This is a genomic window from Nocardiopsis alba (assembly GCF_000710955.1).
In the GTDB taxonomy this organism is placed as follows: domain Bacteria; phylum Actinomycetota; class Actinomycetes; order Streptosporangiales; family Streptosporangiaceae; genus Nocardiopsis; species Nocardiopsis alba.
The window spans coordinates 578,788-597,526 of sequence record NZ_BAZE01000003.1 but is presented as its reverse complement, the minus strand read 5'-3'; the positions used below and the strand labels follow the sequence as shown (position 1 = coordinate 597,526).

At 68.8% G+C, this 18,739-nt stretch carries 13 protein-coding genes; 6 read left to right on the top strand and 7 right to left on the bottom strand.

Translation table 11 applies throughout. The annotated features are described in order from the left end of the window. Positions 1–36 precede the first annotated feature (36 nt). The gene (locus TR33_RS08430) at positions 37–693 is read left to right on the top strand and encodes a GNAT family N-acetyltransferase (RefSeq protein ID WP_042282522.1); all 657 of its coding nucleotides are present in this window, start codon (positions 37–39) and stop codon (positions 691–693) included. A gap of 21 nt (positions 694–714) precedes the next feature. Here TR33_RS08430 and TR33_RS08425 read toward each other — a convergent pair whose 3' ends face one another. From TR33_RS08425 to TR33_RS08395, 7 genes are all read right to left on the bottom strand, one after another. Next, entirely contained in the window at positions 715–1,287 is a 573-nt protein-coding gene (locus tag TR33_RS08425; protein ID WP_017534404.1) for a hypothetical protein, read from the bottom strand. A gap of 852 nt (positions 1,288–2,139) precedes the next feature. Next, entirely contained in the window at positions 2,140–6,123 is a 3,984-nt protein-coding gene (locus TR33_RS08420) for a type VII secretion protein EccC (protein WP_042282520.1), read from the bottom strand. 164 nt (positions 6,124–6,287) lie between these two features. Next, positions 6,288–7,733 (bottom strand): DUF6177 family protein, encoded by a 1,446-nt coding sequence (locus TR33_RS08415; RefSeq protein WP_042282519.1) that lies wholly within the window; start codon positions 7,731–7,733, stop codon positions 6,288–6,290. A 108-nt stretch (positions 7,734–7,841) separates the two neighbouring features. After that, positions 7,842–8,564, bottom strand: coding sequence for an immunity 49 family protein (locus tag TR33_RS08410; protein WP_234305783.1), 723 nt, complete (start codon positions 8,562–8,564; stop codon positions 7,842–7,844). A 445-nt stretch (positions 8,565–9,009) separates the two neighbouring features. Next, on the bottom strand, positions 9,010–9,900 hold the full coding sequence (locus tag TR33_RS08405; RefSeq protein WP_108914123.1) for an immunity 49 family protein: 891 nt from the start codon (positions 9,898–9,900) through the stop codon (positions 9,010–9,012). A gap of 14 nt (positions 9,901–9,914) precedes the next feature. Beyond that, complete coding sequence (locus tag TR33_RS26570; protein WP_042282517.1) at positions 9,915–13,025, bottom strand: hypothetical protein; 3,111 nt, start codon at positions 13,023–13,025, stop codon at positions 9,915–9,917. Between the two features lie 135 nt (positions 13,026–13,160). Continuing rightward, positions 13,161–13,502 carry a DUF6507 family protein gene (locus tag TR33_RS08395; RefSeq protein WP_017534411.1) on the bottom strand — a complete coding sequence of 114 codons (342 nt, stop codon included), beginning with the start codon at positions 13,500–13,502 and terminating at the stop codon, positions 13,161–13,163. Positions 13,503–14,268: 766 nt separating this feature from the next. Between TR33_RS08395 and TR33_RS08385 the strand changes: the two genes are divergently transcribed. From TR33_RS08385 to TR33_RS08365, 5 genes are all read left to right on the top strand, one after another. Continuing rightward, positions 14,269–14,598 carry a hypothetical protein gene (locus TR33_RS08385; protein WP_014909589.1) on the top strand — a complete coding sequence of 110 codons (330 nt, stop codon included), beginning with the start codon at positions 14,269–14,271 and terminating at the stop codon, positions 14,596–14,598. Between the two features lie 25 nt (positions 14,599–14,623). Beyond that, positions 14,624–14,917 carry a pore-forming ESAT-6 family protein gene (locus TR33_RS08380; RefSeq protein ID WP_014912421.1) on the top strand — a complete coding sequence of 98 codons (294 nt, stop codon included), beginning with the start codon at positions 14,624–14,626 and terminating at the stop codon, positions 14,915–14,917. Positions 14,918–14,966: 49 nt separating this feature from the next. Continuing rightward, the gene (locus tag TR33_RS08375) at positions 14,967–15,944 is read left to right on the top strand and encodes a TNT domain-containing protein (protein WP_014910336.1); all 978 of its coding nucleotides are present in this window, start codon (positions 14,967–14,969) and stop codon (positions 15,942–15,944) included. 84 nt (positions 15,945–16,028) lie between these two features. After that, positions 16,029–17,354 (top strand): type VII secretion integral membrane protein EccD, encoded by a 1,326-nt coding sequence (gene eccD / locus TR33_RS08370; RefSeq protein ID WP_014913391.1) that lies wholly within the window; start codon positions 16,029–16,031, stop codon positions 17,352–17,354. An 11-nt stretch (positions 17,355–17,365) separates the two neighbouring features. Continuing rightward, the gene (locus TR33_RS08365) at positions 17,366–18,238 is read left to right on the top strand and encodes a coiled-coil domain-containing protein (protein ID WP_042282513.1); all 873 of its coding nucleotides are present in this window, start codon (positions 17,366–17,368) and stop codon (positions 18,236–18,238) included. The last annotated feature ends 501 nt before the right edge of the window (positions 18,239–18,739 follow it).

The following is an 18,739-nucleotide window of genomic DNA, read 5'->3' as shown; positions in this document are numbered from 1 at the left end:
GACATCCGGTGGCGGAGGGCAGAAGAATGCGGGGGCATGATCAGTGACCATTTCCCGCCGCTCGGAGTGGGTCTGAGCACGCCCCGCCTCTGTCTGCGGATGCCCACCGACGCCGACCTCTCCGCGTTGGCCGACGCCGCGCTCCGAGGGGTCCACGACCCGGAGACCATGCCGTTCCGACAACCCTGGACGGACCAGGGCCCGGAGCGGCTGGGACGGGCGGTGATCCAGCACAACTGGAGCACCATGGCGGCCTGGACCCCCGAACGGTGGGCCTTCAACGCCGTCGTGATCTTCGAGGGGCGGGTGATCGGGCTCCAGGAGATGAACGCGAAGGACTTCGCGGTCACCCGCCAGGTGGGGAGCGGATCCTGGCTGACCCGGGAGTATCAGGGCAGGGGCCTGGGCACCGAGATGCGGGCGGCGATCCTGCATCTGGCCTTCGAGGGGCTCGGCGCACTGGACGCGGTCACCGAGGCCTTCGACACCTCGGCGGCCTCCATCGGGGTGTCCCGGCGTCTGGGCTATCGCCCGGACGGGATCGACCACCTCGAGGTGCGTGGGCGGCGGGTCCGAGAACTGCGCTACCGGCTGACCCGGCGGGACTGGGAGGAGCACCGCACTGTCCCGGTCGAGATCGAAGGACTGGAGCCGGCCCTGCCCTACTTCGGGGTGGGGGAACTCCCCGAATAGGACGGGGCCGGCGGGCGGACGTCAGGCTTCGGAGGGAGCGAGGGCCCGCCGGTAGAGGGGGACGATCCCGAGAAGGCAGCCGAGCAGCATCCCGCAGCCGGTCACCACGCCGCTGACGAGCGGGGCCCAGGCGGGGAGACCGGCGGCGACCAGGGCCAGCCCGATCGCACCGAGCACGGTCGCGTACCAGGCGACGAAGACGAGCTCACGCTGTCGCCACTTCCAGGCCAGCGGGAAGAAGTGCAGGCCGACGACGAGTGCGACCCAGGCGACCCCGGTCTCGGGAGGGAGACCGAGACGGCCGATCAGAGTGGCCCCGGCGAAGATCAGGGCGAACTCGATGAGGACGACGACGCCGAAGAAGGGGCCGAACCGCGGTTCCTCCGGTTCGGCGTCGGAAGGGGGCTGTGCGTTCTGAGTGGACTCTCGGCGGGAGATGAGGATGATCAGGACGATGACGGCCGCGGCCATGGTCACCGCGAGAACGCGGATTCCCCAGATCAGGGCGGGGGATAGCGGGGGTCCGACGTTGACCAGAACGAACACCAGGCCGAAGAACGACCCGATGAGGAACCCCGAGAATCGTGTGAACATTGACTGATAATAACGACCCGAAATGTACGTTTTGATCCTTTTATGGGTCGGGTCGCCCGTCTGTCGAACACGAACACGGGTGTGCTTTCCTGGGGAGGCTCACACGAAGTGAGGGCTGACGAGGGAGAGAGCCCATGAGCGAACACGCGACGCGGGGGTCGAGGGCCGGAGAACCGGATGAGGCACCCCGGCCTCCGCACGTCCGGGCCGACCCGGGCCCCCGACCACCGGTCGCCTTCGAGAACGGGCCCGGGATCGGCGCTCCTCCGACCGGGCCGGCCTATCCCGGACCCCCTCCGGAACCTCGGCTCCCTCCCCGGCCCCACCCCCCGAGGCCCACGGGGCCCACGGGGGCCCACCCCGCGTGGAACCCCGGCGCGCCCGCCGCCCCACGCCCTTCGGCCCCGGTCCCGCCGGGCCCTCCGGCCTCGGGACCCCCCTCGTTCCCGACCGGACCCTCGGTATCGGGGGCACGACCTCTGCCTCCCCGGCCATCGGCCCCCACGCCGCCCCGGCGGCCACCGGTCATCGCCGGCGACGTCTACGCCGACGCCTTCCTCAACGCGCGGCCTCGCCCCGGGGAGAACCCTCCGGGACGGCCCGCACCCACTGCGGGCCGGTCCGACCGGTGGAACACCGGCCCCGGAGCCGATACGCGGTACGGCGAGCGACCGGCCGCCGCCCCCTGGGACTCGGCGCCCCGAGAACGGCCGGAACCCGCCCGCCCGACGATGCCGCCGAACGGCCCCTTCCACATCCCGGCCCCCTCCTACGCCACCGACCCCTACCGCACCTTCGGCCCCGGAGACAGGCCCGGGGGCCAGGCCTGAACCCGGGGCGTCGACCCGCCCCTCAGACCTCGTCGCGAAGAGCGGTCTGGATCAGGTGGGGGCTGCCACCGCGGCGGACCCACCGGCCACGGCCGGGAGGCTGCGCGCTCGCGTACAGCCGGGGCAGGAGCTGGCCCTCGGAACGGTCGCCGGACATGATCAGCGCGCTCGTCCCGATCTCCCGGACCGCCTGCACCAGAGGGTCGAACATCCCCCGCCCGGCACCGGCCACCCGCCGGGCCACCACGAAGTGCAGGCCGATGTCGCGTCCGTTGGACACGAACGGCACGAACGGGGCCAGCGGCTTCTGACCGGCCGTGGTGAGCACGTCGTAGTCATCGGCCAGGACCACGATGCGCGGCCCCTTGATCGACCCCGGCTCCAAGGCGTCCAGGTCGCCGTCCTCGGGAACCCGCGCCTCCACCTCCTTGGCCACACCGGCGGCCAGCCCCGCGCACACCTTGGGGCTGCTCGCGTACCCGCCCATGTAAGGCTCGGGCACCACCTCGCGCAGGGTCCGCCGCGGATCCATCACCGCGAACACCACCTCGTCCGACGAGTAGCGGGCCACCAGCCCCTCCGCGATCAGCCGCAGCAGGTTGGTCTTGCCGCACTCGCCGTCCCCCAGCACCAGCAGGTTCTGATCCCGATCGAACAGATCCAGCATCACCGGATCCAGGGCCCGCTCGTCCACCCCGATCGGCACCAGACGCGACTCGGACTCGGGGGTGGGCAGGGTCCGAGCCGACAGACGGTGCGGCAGCACCCGAACGCTCTGCGCCCGACGGCCCGCCCAGGCGCCGTCGATCTCCCGGACGGCGCTCTCCACGGCCTCGCCCAGCTCGTCGTCGGTGTCCACCCCGTCGATGCGGGGCAACGCCACCTGACCGAACAACTCCGAGTCGGACAGCGCCCGCCCGGGGGCCTTCGCACTGATGGTCTCGGCGAGCTTGCGGTCGATCGTGGACTCGGAGGCGTCGTTGAGGTGCAGCTCCAGCTTCTGCCCGAAGTTGGACTGCACGGCGATGCGCACGTCGTTCCAGCGCAACATGCCCGCCACCACGTGCACCCCGTACCCGCCACCGCGCTGGAGCAGATCGTTGACGATGGTGTCGACGTCCTCGAAGTCCTTGCGCAGCGCACCGAACCCGTCGATGACCAGCACCACGTCGGCGCTGGTCAACTCGGGCACCTCACCGCGCGCGTGCCTGCGACGCAGCTGGGCCACCGAGTCGATGCCCCGCTCCCGGAACACCTCCTGACGGTGCTCCAGCATGCCCTGGACCTCCTCGACGGTCCGCCGCACCCGCTCGCCGTCGGTCCGCGCGGCCACCCCGCCCACGTGCGGCAGGGACGACAACGCCTGGAGACCGCCGCCCATCAGGTCGAGGCAGTACACCGCGGCCTGCTGCGGGGTGTGGGTCATCGCCAGCGACAGCACCAGGGTGCGCAGCAACGTCGTCTTACCGCTCTGCGGGCCACCGATGACGGCGACGTGCCCGCCCGATGCGGTCAGATCCAGCTCCCACACGCCCTGCCACTGCTTGGTGGCGTCGTCCAACAGGCCGATCGGCACGTGCAGCGCCTCGCGGTCCCCGGGCAGCCGGAGCCCGGAGTCGCCGCGCTCGGGAGCCCCCACGAGCGTGTCCAGGGCCGCGGCGTGAGGCAACGGCGGCAGCCAGATCGACCGGGCCGGATCCCCGTGTCGGCCGAACTGCGAGATCATCACGTCGAGCAGGGTCGGGCCGACGGTACGTGAGGGCATCGGGCTCTCCTCCTGCGCGCCGCCCCCGGTGTCCACCGCCTCCTCCGGGTCCTCGTTGTAGGCGGTGTAGAGGCGCACCGACGGTCGCCCCTCGTCCGGCTCCTCCTCGGCCACCGGGCCTCGGTAGGCCCCCGACACGTACCCGGCCTTGAACCGCTGGTACACGCTCGTGTCCACCTTCAGATACCCGAAGCCGGGCAGCGAGGGCAGATGGAAGGCGTCGGGAGTGTTGAGGACGGTGCGGCTCTCCTCCTCGGAGAACGTGCGCAACCCCAGCCGGTACGACAGGTACGTCTCCAGACCGCGCAGCTTCCCGCTCTCGATCCGCTGGCTGGACAGCAACAGGTGCACACCGATGCTGCGGCCGATCCGGCCGATCGACAGGAACAGGTCGATGAAGTCGGGCCTGGCGGTCAGCAGCTCACCGAACTCGTCGATGATCACCAGCAGATGCGGCAGAGGCGGCAGACTCGGATCGTGCCGGCGCTTGTAGAGGTAGTCACCGATATTGGGGACGTTCCCGGCGTCGCGCAGGACCTGCTGCCGGCGCTGCACCTCGCCCGACAGGCTCGAGTACACCCTCTCGATGAGGGCCGCGTCGTCCTCCAGGTTGGTGATCACCCCGGCCACGTGCGGCATGCTCTCGAACGGCGCGAAGGTGGCACCGCCCTTGTAGTCGACCAGCACCATGCTGACCTGCTCCGGCGAATGCCCGGCCGCCAACGCCAGCACCAGGGTGCGCAGCATCTCGCTCTTACCCGAACCGGTCGCGCCCACGCACAGCCCGTGCGGGCCCATGCCCAACTGGGCGGACTCCTTCAGGTCCAGGATGACCGGGCGCCCCATGTCGTCCATCCCGATGGGCACCCGCAGGAAGGCCCGCTCGCTCCGCGGCGACCACATCCTCGGAACGTCCATCGCACCCGGATCCTGGACGCCCATCATCGCGGGGAAGTCCACCGAGCCGCCCTCCTGGGCGGTCTCCTCCACCGACTCCGGGGACAGCCTCAGCGGCGCCAGCATGCGCGCCAGACCGGTCAGCACGGCGTCGGAGACATCGTCCAGGGTGCCGACGGTCACCACGGGGTCGGAGCCGCGCAGCTCCTCCATCCGGATCCGGTCGCCCTCCACGGTGATCCGCACGTTCACGTCCCCGGGCTCGTCCACCTGTCGGGACACCAGGTGCAGCACGGTGACCGCGAGCGAACCGGGGTCGACCGCCTCATCGGGGCGCACGAGTTCGGAGGCGACCTCGCCGTGGGTGTCGTGGACGACGAGGAGACGACGCATCATCTGATAGGCCTCGCGCTTGCCCATACCCCGTCGCACCTCGGACGCGAAGTCGGTGCGCGCGCGCAGCTCGTCGGCGAGCAGACCGCCCAGCTCCGCGGGGGTGGGCGCGATGAGGCGGACCGCCGCCCCGCCCTCGCGCCGCTGCGGGTCCAACACCTGAGGCAGCCAGGGCAGCCACGCCCAGTCCTCGGCGCGCTCCTCGGGATAGGAGACCGCGAGCCCGGCGTCCTCGGGCGCGTGGAAGGCGCCGAACTGGGCCATGAGCGCCCGGACCAGCCGCATGACGTCCTCGCGCTCACCCACCACGCTCACGTCCCCGGCCATGTCCAAGGGCAACGTCAGCGGCATGTCGGGGATCGTCTCGAACCGCCGGATCGCCGTCTGCGCCTCCGAGAGCATGAACGGGTCGGTGGGGGTGAGCGCCGTGCCCTGCTCGGCCAGCCGCAGCGGACGCCCCTCGGTCAGACCGGTCCCCACACGCACGCGCAGGAAGTCGCGGTGCCTACGACGACGCTCCCACAACCGGGTGGGATCACGGACCACGTCGTACAGGGCCTCCGGCGGCGGATCCAACAGCCGGGCGTGCGAACGGGTCGACCGCTCCCACCCGGTGAGCTCCTCGCGCAGTTCCTCCAGGTACTGAAGGTAGAGCTCCCGCTGTTGGCGGCGCTGACGGCCGACCTGGCCACGGCGGGAGAACAACATGGCGACGGCCGCGAGCAGGGCCACCACCAGCATGACTCCGCCCAACGCGATGAACGCCGGGTTGCGCATGACCATCATGACGGTCATCGACACCATCATACCGACCACCGGCATGATGGTCATCAACGGATTCCCCTGCGCCTTACCGTCGGGGAGGGTCGGCGGGGCCTCGACCTCGTGGGGCTCCTGCGCCGGTGCGGGGTGCACGGTGCGTGTTGGGCGGTGCACGACGCGAAGGCTCATCGGCGTTCCTCTCGGCGGTGCCTGACGGGGGTGGGCGGGCTGAGACGGGGGCGCCCGGGGGTTCGGGAGAACCCTACCGAACAGGACTCCGCGGGCCTTCCGTCATGGAAGGGGAGGCGCCGGGCGGACCGTTCTCCTGGACGCACGGCCGGCGGCGCCCGGGATCAGTCCCCCCGAGCGGGTGTGTTCTCGGAGGAGGACCCGGGCGAGGAGACCGAGTCGGGGGTCAGATGCGTCATCAGAGCCCGGAACCGCGGCCAGGACTCCTCCTCGATCCCCGTGCCCACCGAGTACCAGAGCGCCGGGGCCATCGGAGAACCGAAGGGGACCGGACGGATCGGGGCCTTGACCGCGTGCTCGGTGCCGACCTCGGACACCGCCTCCACCCCCAACGCGATCCCCACCGGGATGGGCGGCCCCACCCAGTGCGGCGCGTACGTCAGGTCGGATCGGCCGTGCAGCCGGTGCACCGTCAAGGTCCGCAACAGCTCCCGTTCGGTGAGCGCCTTGACCAGAGCGGGAAGCGCGGACGGGTCGTGCTCCTCACCCTCGGGGAAACCGATCACGCACGAGATCGCCTCACGTACCCCCGAGGCGGTCCGGCTGACCCGAACCGTCCCCTCGAACGGGCGGACCCCCTCACCCCGAAGCCCTGAGAACACGGCCAGCGTGGGGCGGGGCGCCCTCATCCGGACGGTCCGGGTGAACACCGCGCGGCGCCACTCCTGGGTGAGCGGTTCGGCCGTACCCCAGACCGCCGGGCCGGCCCCGGCGAGGATCTCGCCGATCAGCTCCACCGCCTCGCCCAACACCAGCCCGTTCTCGGCGGGATGCTCCACGCTCAGATCCACGAGCAGTTGGGAGGCGTGATCGGCCCGGTCGGGCCGGTACTCCTCGAGCGGGCCCTCCTCCGCCGCCTCCCGGTCCACGACGAACGCCTCCCGTTCGTCCCAACGCAGCGGAAGCCCGGAGAAACCGTCGTAGTAGCGGTTCTCGGGGGCCTGGACCACCCAACGGGCGGCGGGCGAACGCAGGGTTCTGGCCAGGGCGTGGGTGAGACGGGCGGTATGCGGGGTGAGGAGCTGGAACCCCGTCTCCTCCTGGGAGTGGTGGGACATGGCGTCCACCACCCAGGGGGACAGCGGGACCAGGGGACGGTCCTCCACCATCACCGCGGCCCGCTCGGTGACCGCCGCGATCGCCGGCCGCTCGGAAGAGCCGGTCAGGAAGGGGGCCGGGGACGACAGCGCCGGCTCGGGCGTCCACACCACACCACCGAGCCGATCGGTGAGGGAACGCGCGAAACGGGACACCACACCGGTGGGGTCCACCCCGGGAAGATGCGTCCCGCGCGCCTCCACCCAGTACGGCTGCGCGGGCAGGTCGTCGGCGATCTCCGAGGCGAGCAGACGATCCGCCTCCGTCGCCAGGGTCAACCGCTGGGCGGCCTGCATACTCGCCACCACCCGGCCCTCCTCGTCGAGGAGCTCCACCAGGGCGCCGTCGGCGACCATCCGCACGCGCAGATCCCGGTCGGCGGCGGCCAGCGCGTGGATCAGGGCACGTCGGTCGGGGGCGGTGGGCACCAAGGCGACCACGTTGCGGCTCAAAGGGGGCTCCTCAGGGCTCGGCGGGGTGGGAGGACAGGGGCTGAACGCTCACGCTAACGCCTGCCCGTCCTCCTTCGGCGACCGAGTGCGGCATCGGTGGGCGAAGGGTCAGATGGGCATTTCGCCGTGGCGGGAGCGTTCCAGGATGTGTTTCGGGAAGTAGGGGGTGTCGAGGTCGGGGTTGAAGTCGGGGGCCACTTGGGCGAGGTCGTAGGCCAGGCAGGCGATTCCGAAGAGGTGGACCGGGACGGTGCCTTCTCTGTCGCGTGCTCGTTCTTCGTCGGCGGTGTAGAAGGCGTGGAAGAGGCGTAGGCCTTGTTCCATGGCCTCGTCGAACTTTTCGGTGTCCTGTTGGGCGAGCCGGTAGAAGGTGTTCATCAGGGGGAAGACCAGGGAGTCGAGGCCTTCGGCACTGCTGATGGTGGCGTTCTGCGGCTGGGAGAGGTCCATGGCCTGGTAGAGGTTCTCGCCCAGGGTGGGCCTGTTGAGGATGAAGTCCTGCAACGCGGCGATCCAGGGGTAGATGTACTCGTCGTAGGCCCCGCCATTGTGCTCACTGGCCTCGCGCAGGAACTCCGGGGAGATCTGGCATAGGGAGGCGACACGCTGTTCGTCTCGGCAGGTGAGAGCCAGGAAGAAGGCGTCCAGCCAAGGTCCCGCGCCGCAGGTGTATCCGAGGGGCAGGTGGTGCAGGGTGCGGGTCTTCTGGTTGATGAGGCGTTCAGTGGTCTGGTCCGGTTCCAGGACGCACATCGCGAAGGGTGCTTCGGCGACCTGCATCCAGGTGGTCCAGGTCTCCCAGGTCAGGATCTCCGCAGCCCTGGGGTCCATCGCCAAGCAGATCATAGTGTTCTGGCGGAGTAGGTCTCCGGACATGCCGACGGTCCAGGGTTTTCCGACAAAGCCCTGGACAGCCTTCTCGGCTTCTTCTGGAAAACCTTCCATGAGCCTGTAGAAGTGCGGCATGCCGGTGTCACGCTTGGGGATGTCGGACAGCAATTCGGTCTCTTCCTAGAGGAGGTGAGGGGCTCTCGTCATCGTATTCTCCCCACTATGAAGATTCGATGACAATAGAAAATAATGATCGCCTCCTGGTGTCATGGCATGGTCATGACACCAGGAGGCGTCTCCCACTTCCTTCGGTGAAATAGCGGTATCGAGGTGGGAGAGGCATCCATCAAGGATGTCTCGGGTATTTTGAGGCTTCGTTGATTTCAGTCAAGCCATAGGGGCTAATTCGTGTTGGCCGGTGCTTTCACTCCTTCGGAATTCCGGGTCAGATAGGAATGTCGTTGCGGCGGGTTCGGTGGAGGATATGTACGGGGAAGTAGGGGGTGTCGAGGTCGGGGTTGAAGTCGGGCACTACCTGGGCGAGGTCGTAGGCCAGGCAGGCGATTCCGAAGAGGTGGGTCGGGATGGTGCCGTAGATGTTCTCGGCTCGTTCCTCATCGGCGGTGTAGTAGGAGTGGAAGAGGCGTAGGCCTTGTTCCATGGCCTCGTTGAACTTAGCAGTGTCCTGTTGGGCGAGCCGGTAGAAGGCGTTCATCACCGGGAATGTAAGCGAGTTGAGGACCTCGGCACTGCTGATGGTGGCGTTCTGCGGTTGGGAGAGGTCCATGGCTTGGTAGAGGTTCTCGCCCAGTGTGGGGCGGTCGAGGATGAAGTCCTGGATCGCTGTGATCCAGGGGTAGATGTACTCGTCGTAGCCTCCCCCATCGGCTTCGGAAGCCTCGCGTAGCAACTGCGGGGGGATCTGACAGAGGGAGGCGACGCGTTGTTCGTCGCGGCAGGTGACGGCAAGGAAGAAGGCGGTCAGCCAACTCCCGGCATCGTATGAGTGGTTGAGGGGTAGGTGGTGCAGTGTTCGGGTCTTCTGGTTGATGAGGCGTTCGACGGTTTCATCCGGCTGTAGACGGCTCATAGCGAAGGGGGCTTCGGCCGTCTGCATCCAGGTGGTCCAGGCCTCCCAGGTCGTGATCTCGGATGCTCTGGGGTCCATGGACAGGAAGGTCAAGGCCTCCAAGCCGACGGCTTCCATGGCCACACCGGACATCCTCGGGTTTTCGATCAGCCAGGAAATTGGTTGTTCGAGCCTATCTTGAGAAAACTCCATGAACTTCTGGTAGTGCGGCTTGCTGGTGTCGTGTTTGGGAATATTGGAGAGCATGGTTAGTGCCCCTTCTAATTGTTGCCGTTGTTTCCAGAATAGATGTCGTAAAGACTGTATGCTACTCCGCCGTGGTTTCCGTCCTCTGTGGTCACCCCTTTGACTTCTGCGTAATAGAGTTTGCCGTTTTTGAGGGCTTCAAGCAGCTTCGTGGCCAGGTGCATCTCATTGATCGATCCTTCGGTTGGAAGGTCTGACTTTGGATTCGCGGGGCTATCCGAAGTGGCCCTTCCTCGTCGGAGCATATCCTGGAGTGTGGCGTGGAGGTAAGGTTCGGTTCCCTGTTGGTGTCTTATTGCGTTTGTGCCTGATCCAATTTTTCGGCCTCCCAGGGTTGTGTCGACATCTGCCTTTGCTTCCGTGATGACAAATGTATCCTGGGGTTGCCAGTGGATCATGTCGAACTGGTAGTTTTTTCCGCCAGGAGGGAACTCAAGCCTAGCCAGGAGGTTGTCTCCCTCCACCTTGGGGAGCGTGATCTCCCCCTCGGCCCCCCAAGGATTAGGGCTTTTTACAGGGACAGTGGTCTCTCCATCGAAGATCTTCGGTACGTAATGTTTTGCTGATTCCTCGCCGTAGATCTCCGAAACTTGGCTCATCTTTCCATTGATGGATGTGCCATCTTCGTACTTGCTTGTGGTCTTGTTGTTGTTTTCATTAATTGCTGCGACTCGATCCTGTGCCAGTTGATCGAGTTGAGGTTTCATTGGGTCATTTGGGTCTGCGGAGAAAAGAATTTTCTTTTCGCTGGAGATATATGTCGGGCTAGGTCCGGTTTCGACCTTATCCTTGGTTCTGAGAATTCCATCATCTCCCAAATCGAGTTCTGGAATAGTGTGGCCGTCGATTTTATCGTCGATGCTGTGCCTGGTTCCGTCGCCCCTGTAGAAGATTTCTCTCAATTCGGTTATTCTGTTGACCTTGTCAACAAATTCGTTGACGAATGCTTCTTTTGTTTTTCCATATAGGTCCCTGATGTACTTTTCGGCCCGCTCCATCCTCCGCTCTCTTCTCTCCTCCTCCGGAGTGAGGTTCCGCTCGGGCTTGTCGCCGTTGTCGGAGGAGGAGTCGTCGGTCCGCCCGCTGTCGCCCTGGTCCTGATCCCTGACCGGGGGCGTGCCGTCGGAGCGGGTCTCCGAGTCGGACTTGTCGTTGGGCCGATCGTCGGTGTCGGTCCTGTCGTTGGGGCGGTCTTCAGCGTCGGACCGGTCGTTGGGGCGATCCGAGGAGTTGGGGTCGTCGGGGAGCCGGCCACCCGGGACGCCGCCGTTGCCGTTGCCGGGGCCGCCGGTACCGCCTCCTCCTCCGCTGCCCCCGTTGCCACCGAGGGTGCCGCCACGGCCGGATTCTGAGCCGAGAAGGTGGTGTCCACCGCTACCGCCGGTGCGGGGGGTGTCCATGGGGGAGCCGGTGGTATCGGTGCTGGCGTTGACGTGGCCGTTGTCGCTGTGGGCGTTGACCTTGAGGCCTCCGCCCTCAGCCCCGACACCGGCTCCGACCCTCTCCTCGATCAGGGCCTCGACCCGGCTCTCGACGCGGGCGGGCTCGCTCTCGTAGCGCTGCACCGGGGTGTCGTAGAGGCTCGACGCGTCGTCGGGGACGGTCTGCTCGGCGACCCACTTGTCCTGTTCCCGCTGTGCGCCCTCGCGGACGGAGTTGGTCGACTCCTGGTCGATGCCGTCCAGGAAGTCCTGGGTGTCCTCGAGCTGTCCGGCGGTGGGGTTCTCGGTCTCGTCGTCCTTGCGGCCGACGGGGGAGCGTCGCTCGGTGCGTTCTGTGTCGGGTGTGTTGCCCGCGGTGGTGGGGCGGGCGCCGGTCCCCTGGGTGTCGGTCTCGGAGCCGCCGGGTCTCCCCGAGCCGCTGCCGTCGCCGCCACCGCTGCGGGCGGCGGAGAGCCGTTCCAGGGACTCGTTCATCCGGCCGAGCGCGGAGGTGTCGAGTTTGGCGGCGTCCACTCCGCTCAGGTCCACCGGGGTGACGGGCCCGTCGCCGTAGCGGGGTATCCGTGCCAGTTCGGCCTGACTGAGTCGGGGGGTGTCCGGGGTGTCCAGGTCCGGTGTGCGGCCGCCGCCCACGGAGCTCAACACCTTCGAACCCCGCCAGGCCAGCAACGGAGCGCCCACGACAGCGCCCACACCGGTGGCGCTGAGGGCGACACCGGCCACGACCGAGCCGATGTTGAGGGCCGCGGTGCCGATGGTGTACCAGGGCCGCTCGCCCCATTCCTCCCACGGCACCATCGCGTGCGCGGCGTCCCGCCAGGAGTCCTTCATCGTGGAACCGGACCAGCCCCAGCCCTCCTCGTCGCGGCTGAAACCGGCCATGGCGGCCGCGCCGTAGAAGGCGTCCCCCCAGTATTCGGCGAGGTTGTCCCCCCAACTGGCGCCGAACCAGCCGTTGGTGGCGCTGTGGATACCGATCGCGCCGCCCGCGTCCTCGGCTATACCGACGAAGAAGTCGCCGACGGCGTCGCCGGCGTCGTTGTACCAGGCGTGGTCGGTGTCCTGCGGGCTCCCCCACTCCGGGGGCAGATCGACCGCCCCGTCGAACCCGTACGCGAATTGGCCTTCCGCGGGTGGGGTCCCGTCTGTCGAACCGGCGACGAACTCGGTGCCGCCGAACTGCGAGGTGATGGCGTTGGCACAGTCGCGGGCGGCCTCTTCATAAGCGAGGACCAGCGCGTCTCGACGTTCCAAGAGTTCATTGTGCTTGACGACGTCGGGGCTCTCCTCCTTCCAGAACCAGAACCCGCTGCCGTCGCGCCAGCCCTCCTTCTCCCCGTAATCGATACTGCTCAGGAACTCGCGGGCCTCGGTCCGCAGGGCGTACCAGTCCTGTTTGATCTCGGCGACGCGTTCGGCGAACGCGCTGAGCGCGTCGCCCGTGGTGGAGAGGGCGGTGGAGACCTCTTCGGCGTCACCGGTGAGCGGGCTGAGGACGGTGAGCAGGTCGGCACTCTCGGGCGCGGAGTAGCAGCTTTCGAGACCGCTCCACGAGCTGGTGATGTCCCCGACCACGGTGGTGAGCTCATCGCCCTGGCGCGTGAGCCTGCCCGCAACGTAGTCGAGTGAATGGGTGAGGGTCTCGGGGATGGGGAAGGAGTTCGGATCGATCAGATTCGACAAGGGGGGTCACCATCATCTGTCAAAGGAGGACCATGGGGTTTCCAGAGTGGGGACCGGCTGACGGGGCGGAGCAGCCGGTCCCGAGAGGGAGGGGTTCGTGTCGGGGTGAGATCGGCCGGAGCGGAACGGAGCCGGCTAGGGCTCGGGGTCGGGGATCACACCCGCGTTCCTCTGTGCTTCCTCGGCGTTCTCCAGATCGCCCTCGATGTAATGGATGGTGGCCTGGGTGGCACCGGAGATGGCGGACGTGGTCAGTGACGCCATGCCGCCCAGGACTCCGAAGTAGTGTCCGGCGAACTCCATCAGGGCCATGTTGACGGCGTCGTCCTTGGAGTACTCGCCGGCTTGTTCGAGGCTGTCCTGGAGCTCGTCGAAGATACCGACGAAGCCCTCTCCACTGCCCTCTTCGCCGAAGTGGCCGGCGACGGTCTCCAGGACGACGCCCACGGCCTCGGTATCAAGGTTCCACTTGGACATGGAACGTCTCCTCTCGTGTTCGTGGCGGTGCCTCAGTCATCGCGGCGTGAGAAGGCTTCGGGGCGGAAGCCGGTCGGTAACACAGAGGGGGTGGATGCCGAAGGTGTGTGCTCTGGATCGGATGAGGCGATGGTCTCCCACATCCGGTCGAGGGTGACGCGGAGGGCCTCGGACTCCGCGCGCACACGCCCGCGGGCCCGCTCCGCGACGACCCTCACCGGGGGGAGGCCCGGCTCGTGCTCGGTGGGTTCGTCGGATGAGGAGGGCGTCGGTTCTGGGAGATCGATCAACTCGAACTTCACGATGTTCTCTCAGACGTGTGACAGGCCGGATCGGTTCTCGTTCCTCCTCCGTCCTCGAGCGGGCGCTCGGGTGAAGGGGGAGGAAGGTTCGTCGCCGATGTTGGCACAACCAGGAAAGACGGGAGAAGCCGGTACGAGGGGGGAGTTTCCAAAACCCGCTCTTACCTGCGCGAATAGGGGAGAGGTGGCGTGCATCTCGCTCCGCCTTTCTTCGTTCGTCTCAGGAGTCGCCGGATGTCTCTTCGGTGATCACCGGCCTCGTCCGGCCTCCCGAGTTACGGGGCCGGCCCGTCTCCTTTTCCGTCACCCTCCACTTGTAGGATGCGGTTTCTCCCTCTCTGGGGCATCGTGTTTCTTGTACGGCTTTGTTGTTCTTCCGAACCGTCGGTGCTTCGCGCGCGTCATCCCTGGTACGGGAGGCGACGGCCTCGCGAAGACCCCCCGAAGAAAGAACAGGTGAACGGATGTCACGCTGGGAAGTCGGCGACGCGACGCTGACCACTCTCGGACAGAACACCGCGGGCTCGGGTGACGAACTCAGCTCGCTCGTCCAGCAACTCGTCCAGGCCGCCGAGCCGCTCGCCGGCAAGTTCGACGGCGCGGGCAAGGCCGCCTTCGACTCCTTCAAGGCGCGGGCCGACGGCATCGCGTCCGACCTGCGCGCGGGCCTCGGTTCCATCCAGGTCGGCCAGGAGGGCATGAACGCGGCCTTCGTCGGCGGTGCCGACACCATGGCCGACGACGCCAACGCCAACATGGGCGCGGCCAACTTCGACGGCGCCAAGTTCCGCTGATCCTCACCCCCACAGGAGAGACCAGATGAAGAACGCCTACGATCTCGGCGCCTCCCAGGAGGCCCAGGGCAACATCAACACCATCATGAACCGACTCGAAGGCATCATCGGCGAGCGCGACACCGACGTGAGCACCGCGATGTCCGAGTTCGAGGCCACCGGGGTCTCCGAGGAGTACAGCGAGAAGGAACTCAAGTGGCACAACGCGGCCAACGAGGTCCGGGAGATCATCCGCCTCGTCCGCGAGACCCTGGAGACCAACGACTCCACCGCCCAGGAGACACTGAGCCGGGCCAACAGCGCGGTCCAGAGCATCTGACCCCCGCCCCCTGAGGGCATTCAGCGACGAGAGGTAGCGAGGAGCACGGGTGGCACGCGACTACGACAGTCAGTTGCTCGAGTCCGTCGCCGTACGCCGACAACGCCTGCGCGAGGCCGTGCTCTTCGGAGGCGGACGCACGCGGCGGCGCCTGGACGAGAACATCGCCAAGGTGATCGGCAGCGTCTGCCTGGCCGCGGTGGTCTGCGGAGGATCGGTCGGCTGGTCCTTCATCGACCACCGGCTCGGCACGCAACGCGTCGAGCAGGAGCAGGCCGCCTCCGGCCCGGCCACCCGTGCCCTTCCGCCCACCCCGGGGAACTGGGTCGGCAGCGAGGTCACCTTCGACCAACTGCGCGCCGAACTCGACGAGGCCGGGGTGGCGCCGAGCCTCTACGTGCTCCCCGGAGACCCGCGCCCCGACCCCGGCACGGTGGACAGCTACTACCTGATCACCGAGGACTCCGAGGGCTACCTCTCGGTGTCCGTCATGGACCACGACCAGGGCCGCCCCGGAGCGGAGTTCCGTACCGAGGACGAGACGGCGCGCTGGCTCCACCAGGAGCTGGCCACGGTCGAGGCCGACCCCGCGCCCCTCACCTCCTCGCAGGAGACGGAGGCCGCCGCGGCGAGCACCGCGCTGGCCGACAAGGTCCGCGACGAGCTGGAGCAGCGCAGCGGCGGTTCCTACCTGCACACCCTCGAACCCGGGGACCTGGTGGACGCCTTCGGCCAGGAGAGCGGACGTCACCTCGGCCCGGACGGCACGCCCTTCGCCGAGCGCGGTCTTCCCGAGCACGCGCGGGCCGACCCCGACGGCGAACCCCTCTACCACCGCTACCGGGTGATCCACCCCTTCCAGGTGACCGCCACGACGGCGCCCGCCGAGGGCGACCTGCCCGGGGGCGGCATCCGTTTCACCCTCGACACCGCCGGCTTCGGCGAGACCCCGCCGGCGCCGACCCTGCGCTGGCTCATCGGGAACGGCTACGTCGAACGCGTCGCCGTCACCGAAGTGCCCGATTGACCTCGGCCCGGGGCGGCGCGGTCGGACCGCCCCGGAGCCGCGACCCCCGACACGACCATGACGATCCCGCAGGATAGGAGGACCATGACCGCTTGGAGCCGCGTGACGCTCGTGGGCGAGGAGCGCAGGGTCGACGCGGTTCTGCCCGCCGACGAGCCTGTGGGCGCCCTCATGCCCGAGGTACTCGAACTCTTGGGCGACCCGGTGGAGAACCCGGCCCGGTCGCGCCACCTGGTCACCACATCGGGGACCGCCCTGGTGGGGGAGACCACCCTCGCCGAGCGGGAGGTGGCCGACGGCGCGGTGCTGCGGCTGGTGCGGGCCGAGGACCCGGTCCCCGCCCCGGTCGTGCACGAAGTGCCCGAAGCGGTCTCCCAGGCCATCGACGACCACAGCGGGCGATGGACCCCGTCGGCGGCCCGTTGGACCGCCACCGCCGCGTTGGTGGCGTTGGCGGTCCTCGGCGCCTGGCTCGGTCATCTGCACTCTCCCTCCACCGGAGGGATGACCGGCCTCGCTGTGGTCGCGGCCCTGCTCCTGGTCGCGGGCGCGGCCCTGGGCGCCTTCTGGCGGGAACCGCTGGGCACGGCGCTGTCCATGGCGGGCGCGGCGGTCGGTGTACTCACCCTGTGGCTCGCCTGCGATCTCTTCGGCTGGCCGGAGTGGGCGCGCTGGGGCGGATCGGTCGCTCTGGTCGCCGGCCTGGTCCTGATGCTCGGGCTCACCTCCGGCCTGGGCCGGGGCGGTCTGATCGGCGGTGGGACCGGGCTCGCCCTGGCCGTGGTCTGGTCGGGCGCGGCGGCCTTCGGCCTTCCGGCCCATCAGGTCGCCGCCGTCATGACGGTGGCCTGCGTGGTGCTGCTGAGCACGATCCTGAGGCTGGCCCTGATGTTCTCGGGCCTGGCGGTCTTCGACGATCGGCGTAACGCGGGCGAGGACGTGGCCAGGGGAGACGTGCTCTCCTCCGTGGCCGACGCGCACCGCAGTCTCGTGATCGCCACCGTGGCCGTGGCGGCGGCGGCCGTCACCGCCGGCGTCGGGCTGGCCTCGCAGCTCGACCCGTGGACCGCGGGGCTGGCGGTGGCTCTGGCCGTGGTCGTGGCCAGCCGCTCCCGGCTCTTCCCGCTGACCGTGCAGAAGGCCGTGCTCGTCGTGGCGAGCCTGGTGGTGGCGGGAGCCTTCCTCCTGGCCCTGACCCAGACGTACGCGTGGGGGATCTGGCCCGCCCTCGGGACGGTCGCCGCGGTCGCGGCGATCCCCGCCGTGGTGCTGTCGGTCGAACAGCCCGAACACGTGCGGGCTCGCCTGCGCGGGATCACCAGCAGATGCGAGGCGGTCGCCGTCATCGTGCTGGTGCCGTTGGCGGTGGGGGCCTTCGGGACCTACCAGCGTCTCCTCGAGACGTTCTGAGCGGGGGAACGATGGATGTCGAACAGAGGGTGAGGCCGGTCTTCGGAGACGGGTGGGCCCGGCGGGTCGGGCGCCTCCTGTTCCGGCCGCTGGGGCCGGTGGACGGGGTGGCCCGCGCGGTCGAACTCGGATCCGGGTTGCAGCGGTCCACGGTGACCGGACGCCGGATCGCCGTGGACGACGTGGGTACGGGGGCCGACGCCACCGTGGTGGCCGCGCTCATGGCGCGGGCGCTCGCGCACCTGAGGCACGACCGGGTGCTGGTGGTGGACGCCGAGACAGGGGAGCCGTCGTTGGCGACCCGGCTGGGAGCCTCTGAGCCCGGGGACCTGGGCGCGACCGACGCGGCCGCGTTCGAAACGGTCCGTGACGGCCTCGGGCAGGTCACCGATCGGCTGTGGACGGCGCGCACCGACCCCGAGGACGGCGGAACGTACGCCTCGGGGCTGCTGCCCGTGTCCCGGTTCTTCGGGGTGACCCTGGTGGCCGGTGAACGGGGCGGCGGGTTCCTGGAGACGATGGCGGCCCGCGCGCACTCCCGGGTCCGGGTGGTGCGGGCGACCCGCGAGGCGGTGGTGCGCCTGGGGCGGGAACTCGACGATGTGGCCTCGGGCGAGAACGCGGCCGAACTCGCTCGGACCGTGGTGGTCCTGGCCCGGGAACAGGACGCGGGACAGGACCTCGACGTGACGCGCACGGCGCGGATCATCGAGGAGAGCGGGGCGGCGGTGATCGTCCTACCGCCCGATCGCCATCTGGAGCAGCGGATCGAGGCGCTGCCCGACCGGATCGCGGAGAGTACGCACCGGCTGGTGCAGGCGGTGGCGGTAGAGGCGCTGGCCCGGGCCGTCGACGGTGGATCGAGCACGGAGGGTGGACGATGAGCGCGGACGAGCGCACGCCCGAGGACGACCGTCCCGAAGAGGGGGCGGCCACCTCCGAGAACGCGGAGGGAGGGCACTGGCACACGTTCCCGACCTCCTTCTCCGCTCCTTCCGGGGAGCAGGACCCCGTGGAGGGACCGGACCCCGACGACACCACCGTCCACATGAAGAGGCCGGCCCTGCCCCTGTCCGACCCTCGGGAGGCGCGGGGGCCGAAGCGGGACCCCGAGCCCTCGGCCACGCCGCCTTCCCCGGAGGAACCGGACGCCGACGACGTCACCGTGCGGATGGAGCGCCCGGCCCTGCCCCTGTCCGGACCGCAGAAGCCGCAGGGACCGAAGCGCGCACCGGAACCCTCGGGTCCCCAGCGCCCTCCGAGCGCCTCTCCCGGTGCGGGGCGGACCCCGTCGGGGCCCTCCGAACGGCAGGGACCTCCGCCGCCGCAGGCGCCGTCCGGCCCGCAACGGCCGCACGGTCCCGCCGGCGCGCCCTCGGGTCCTC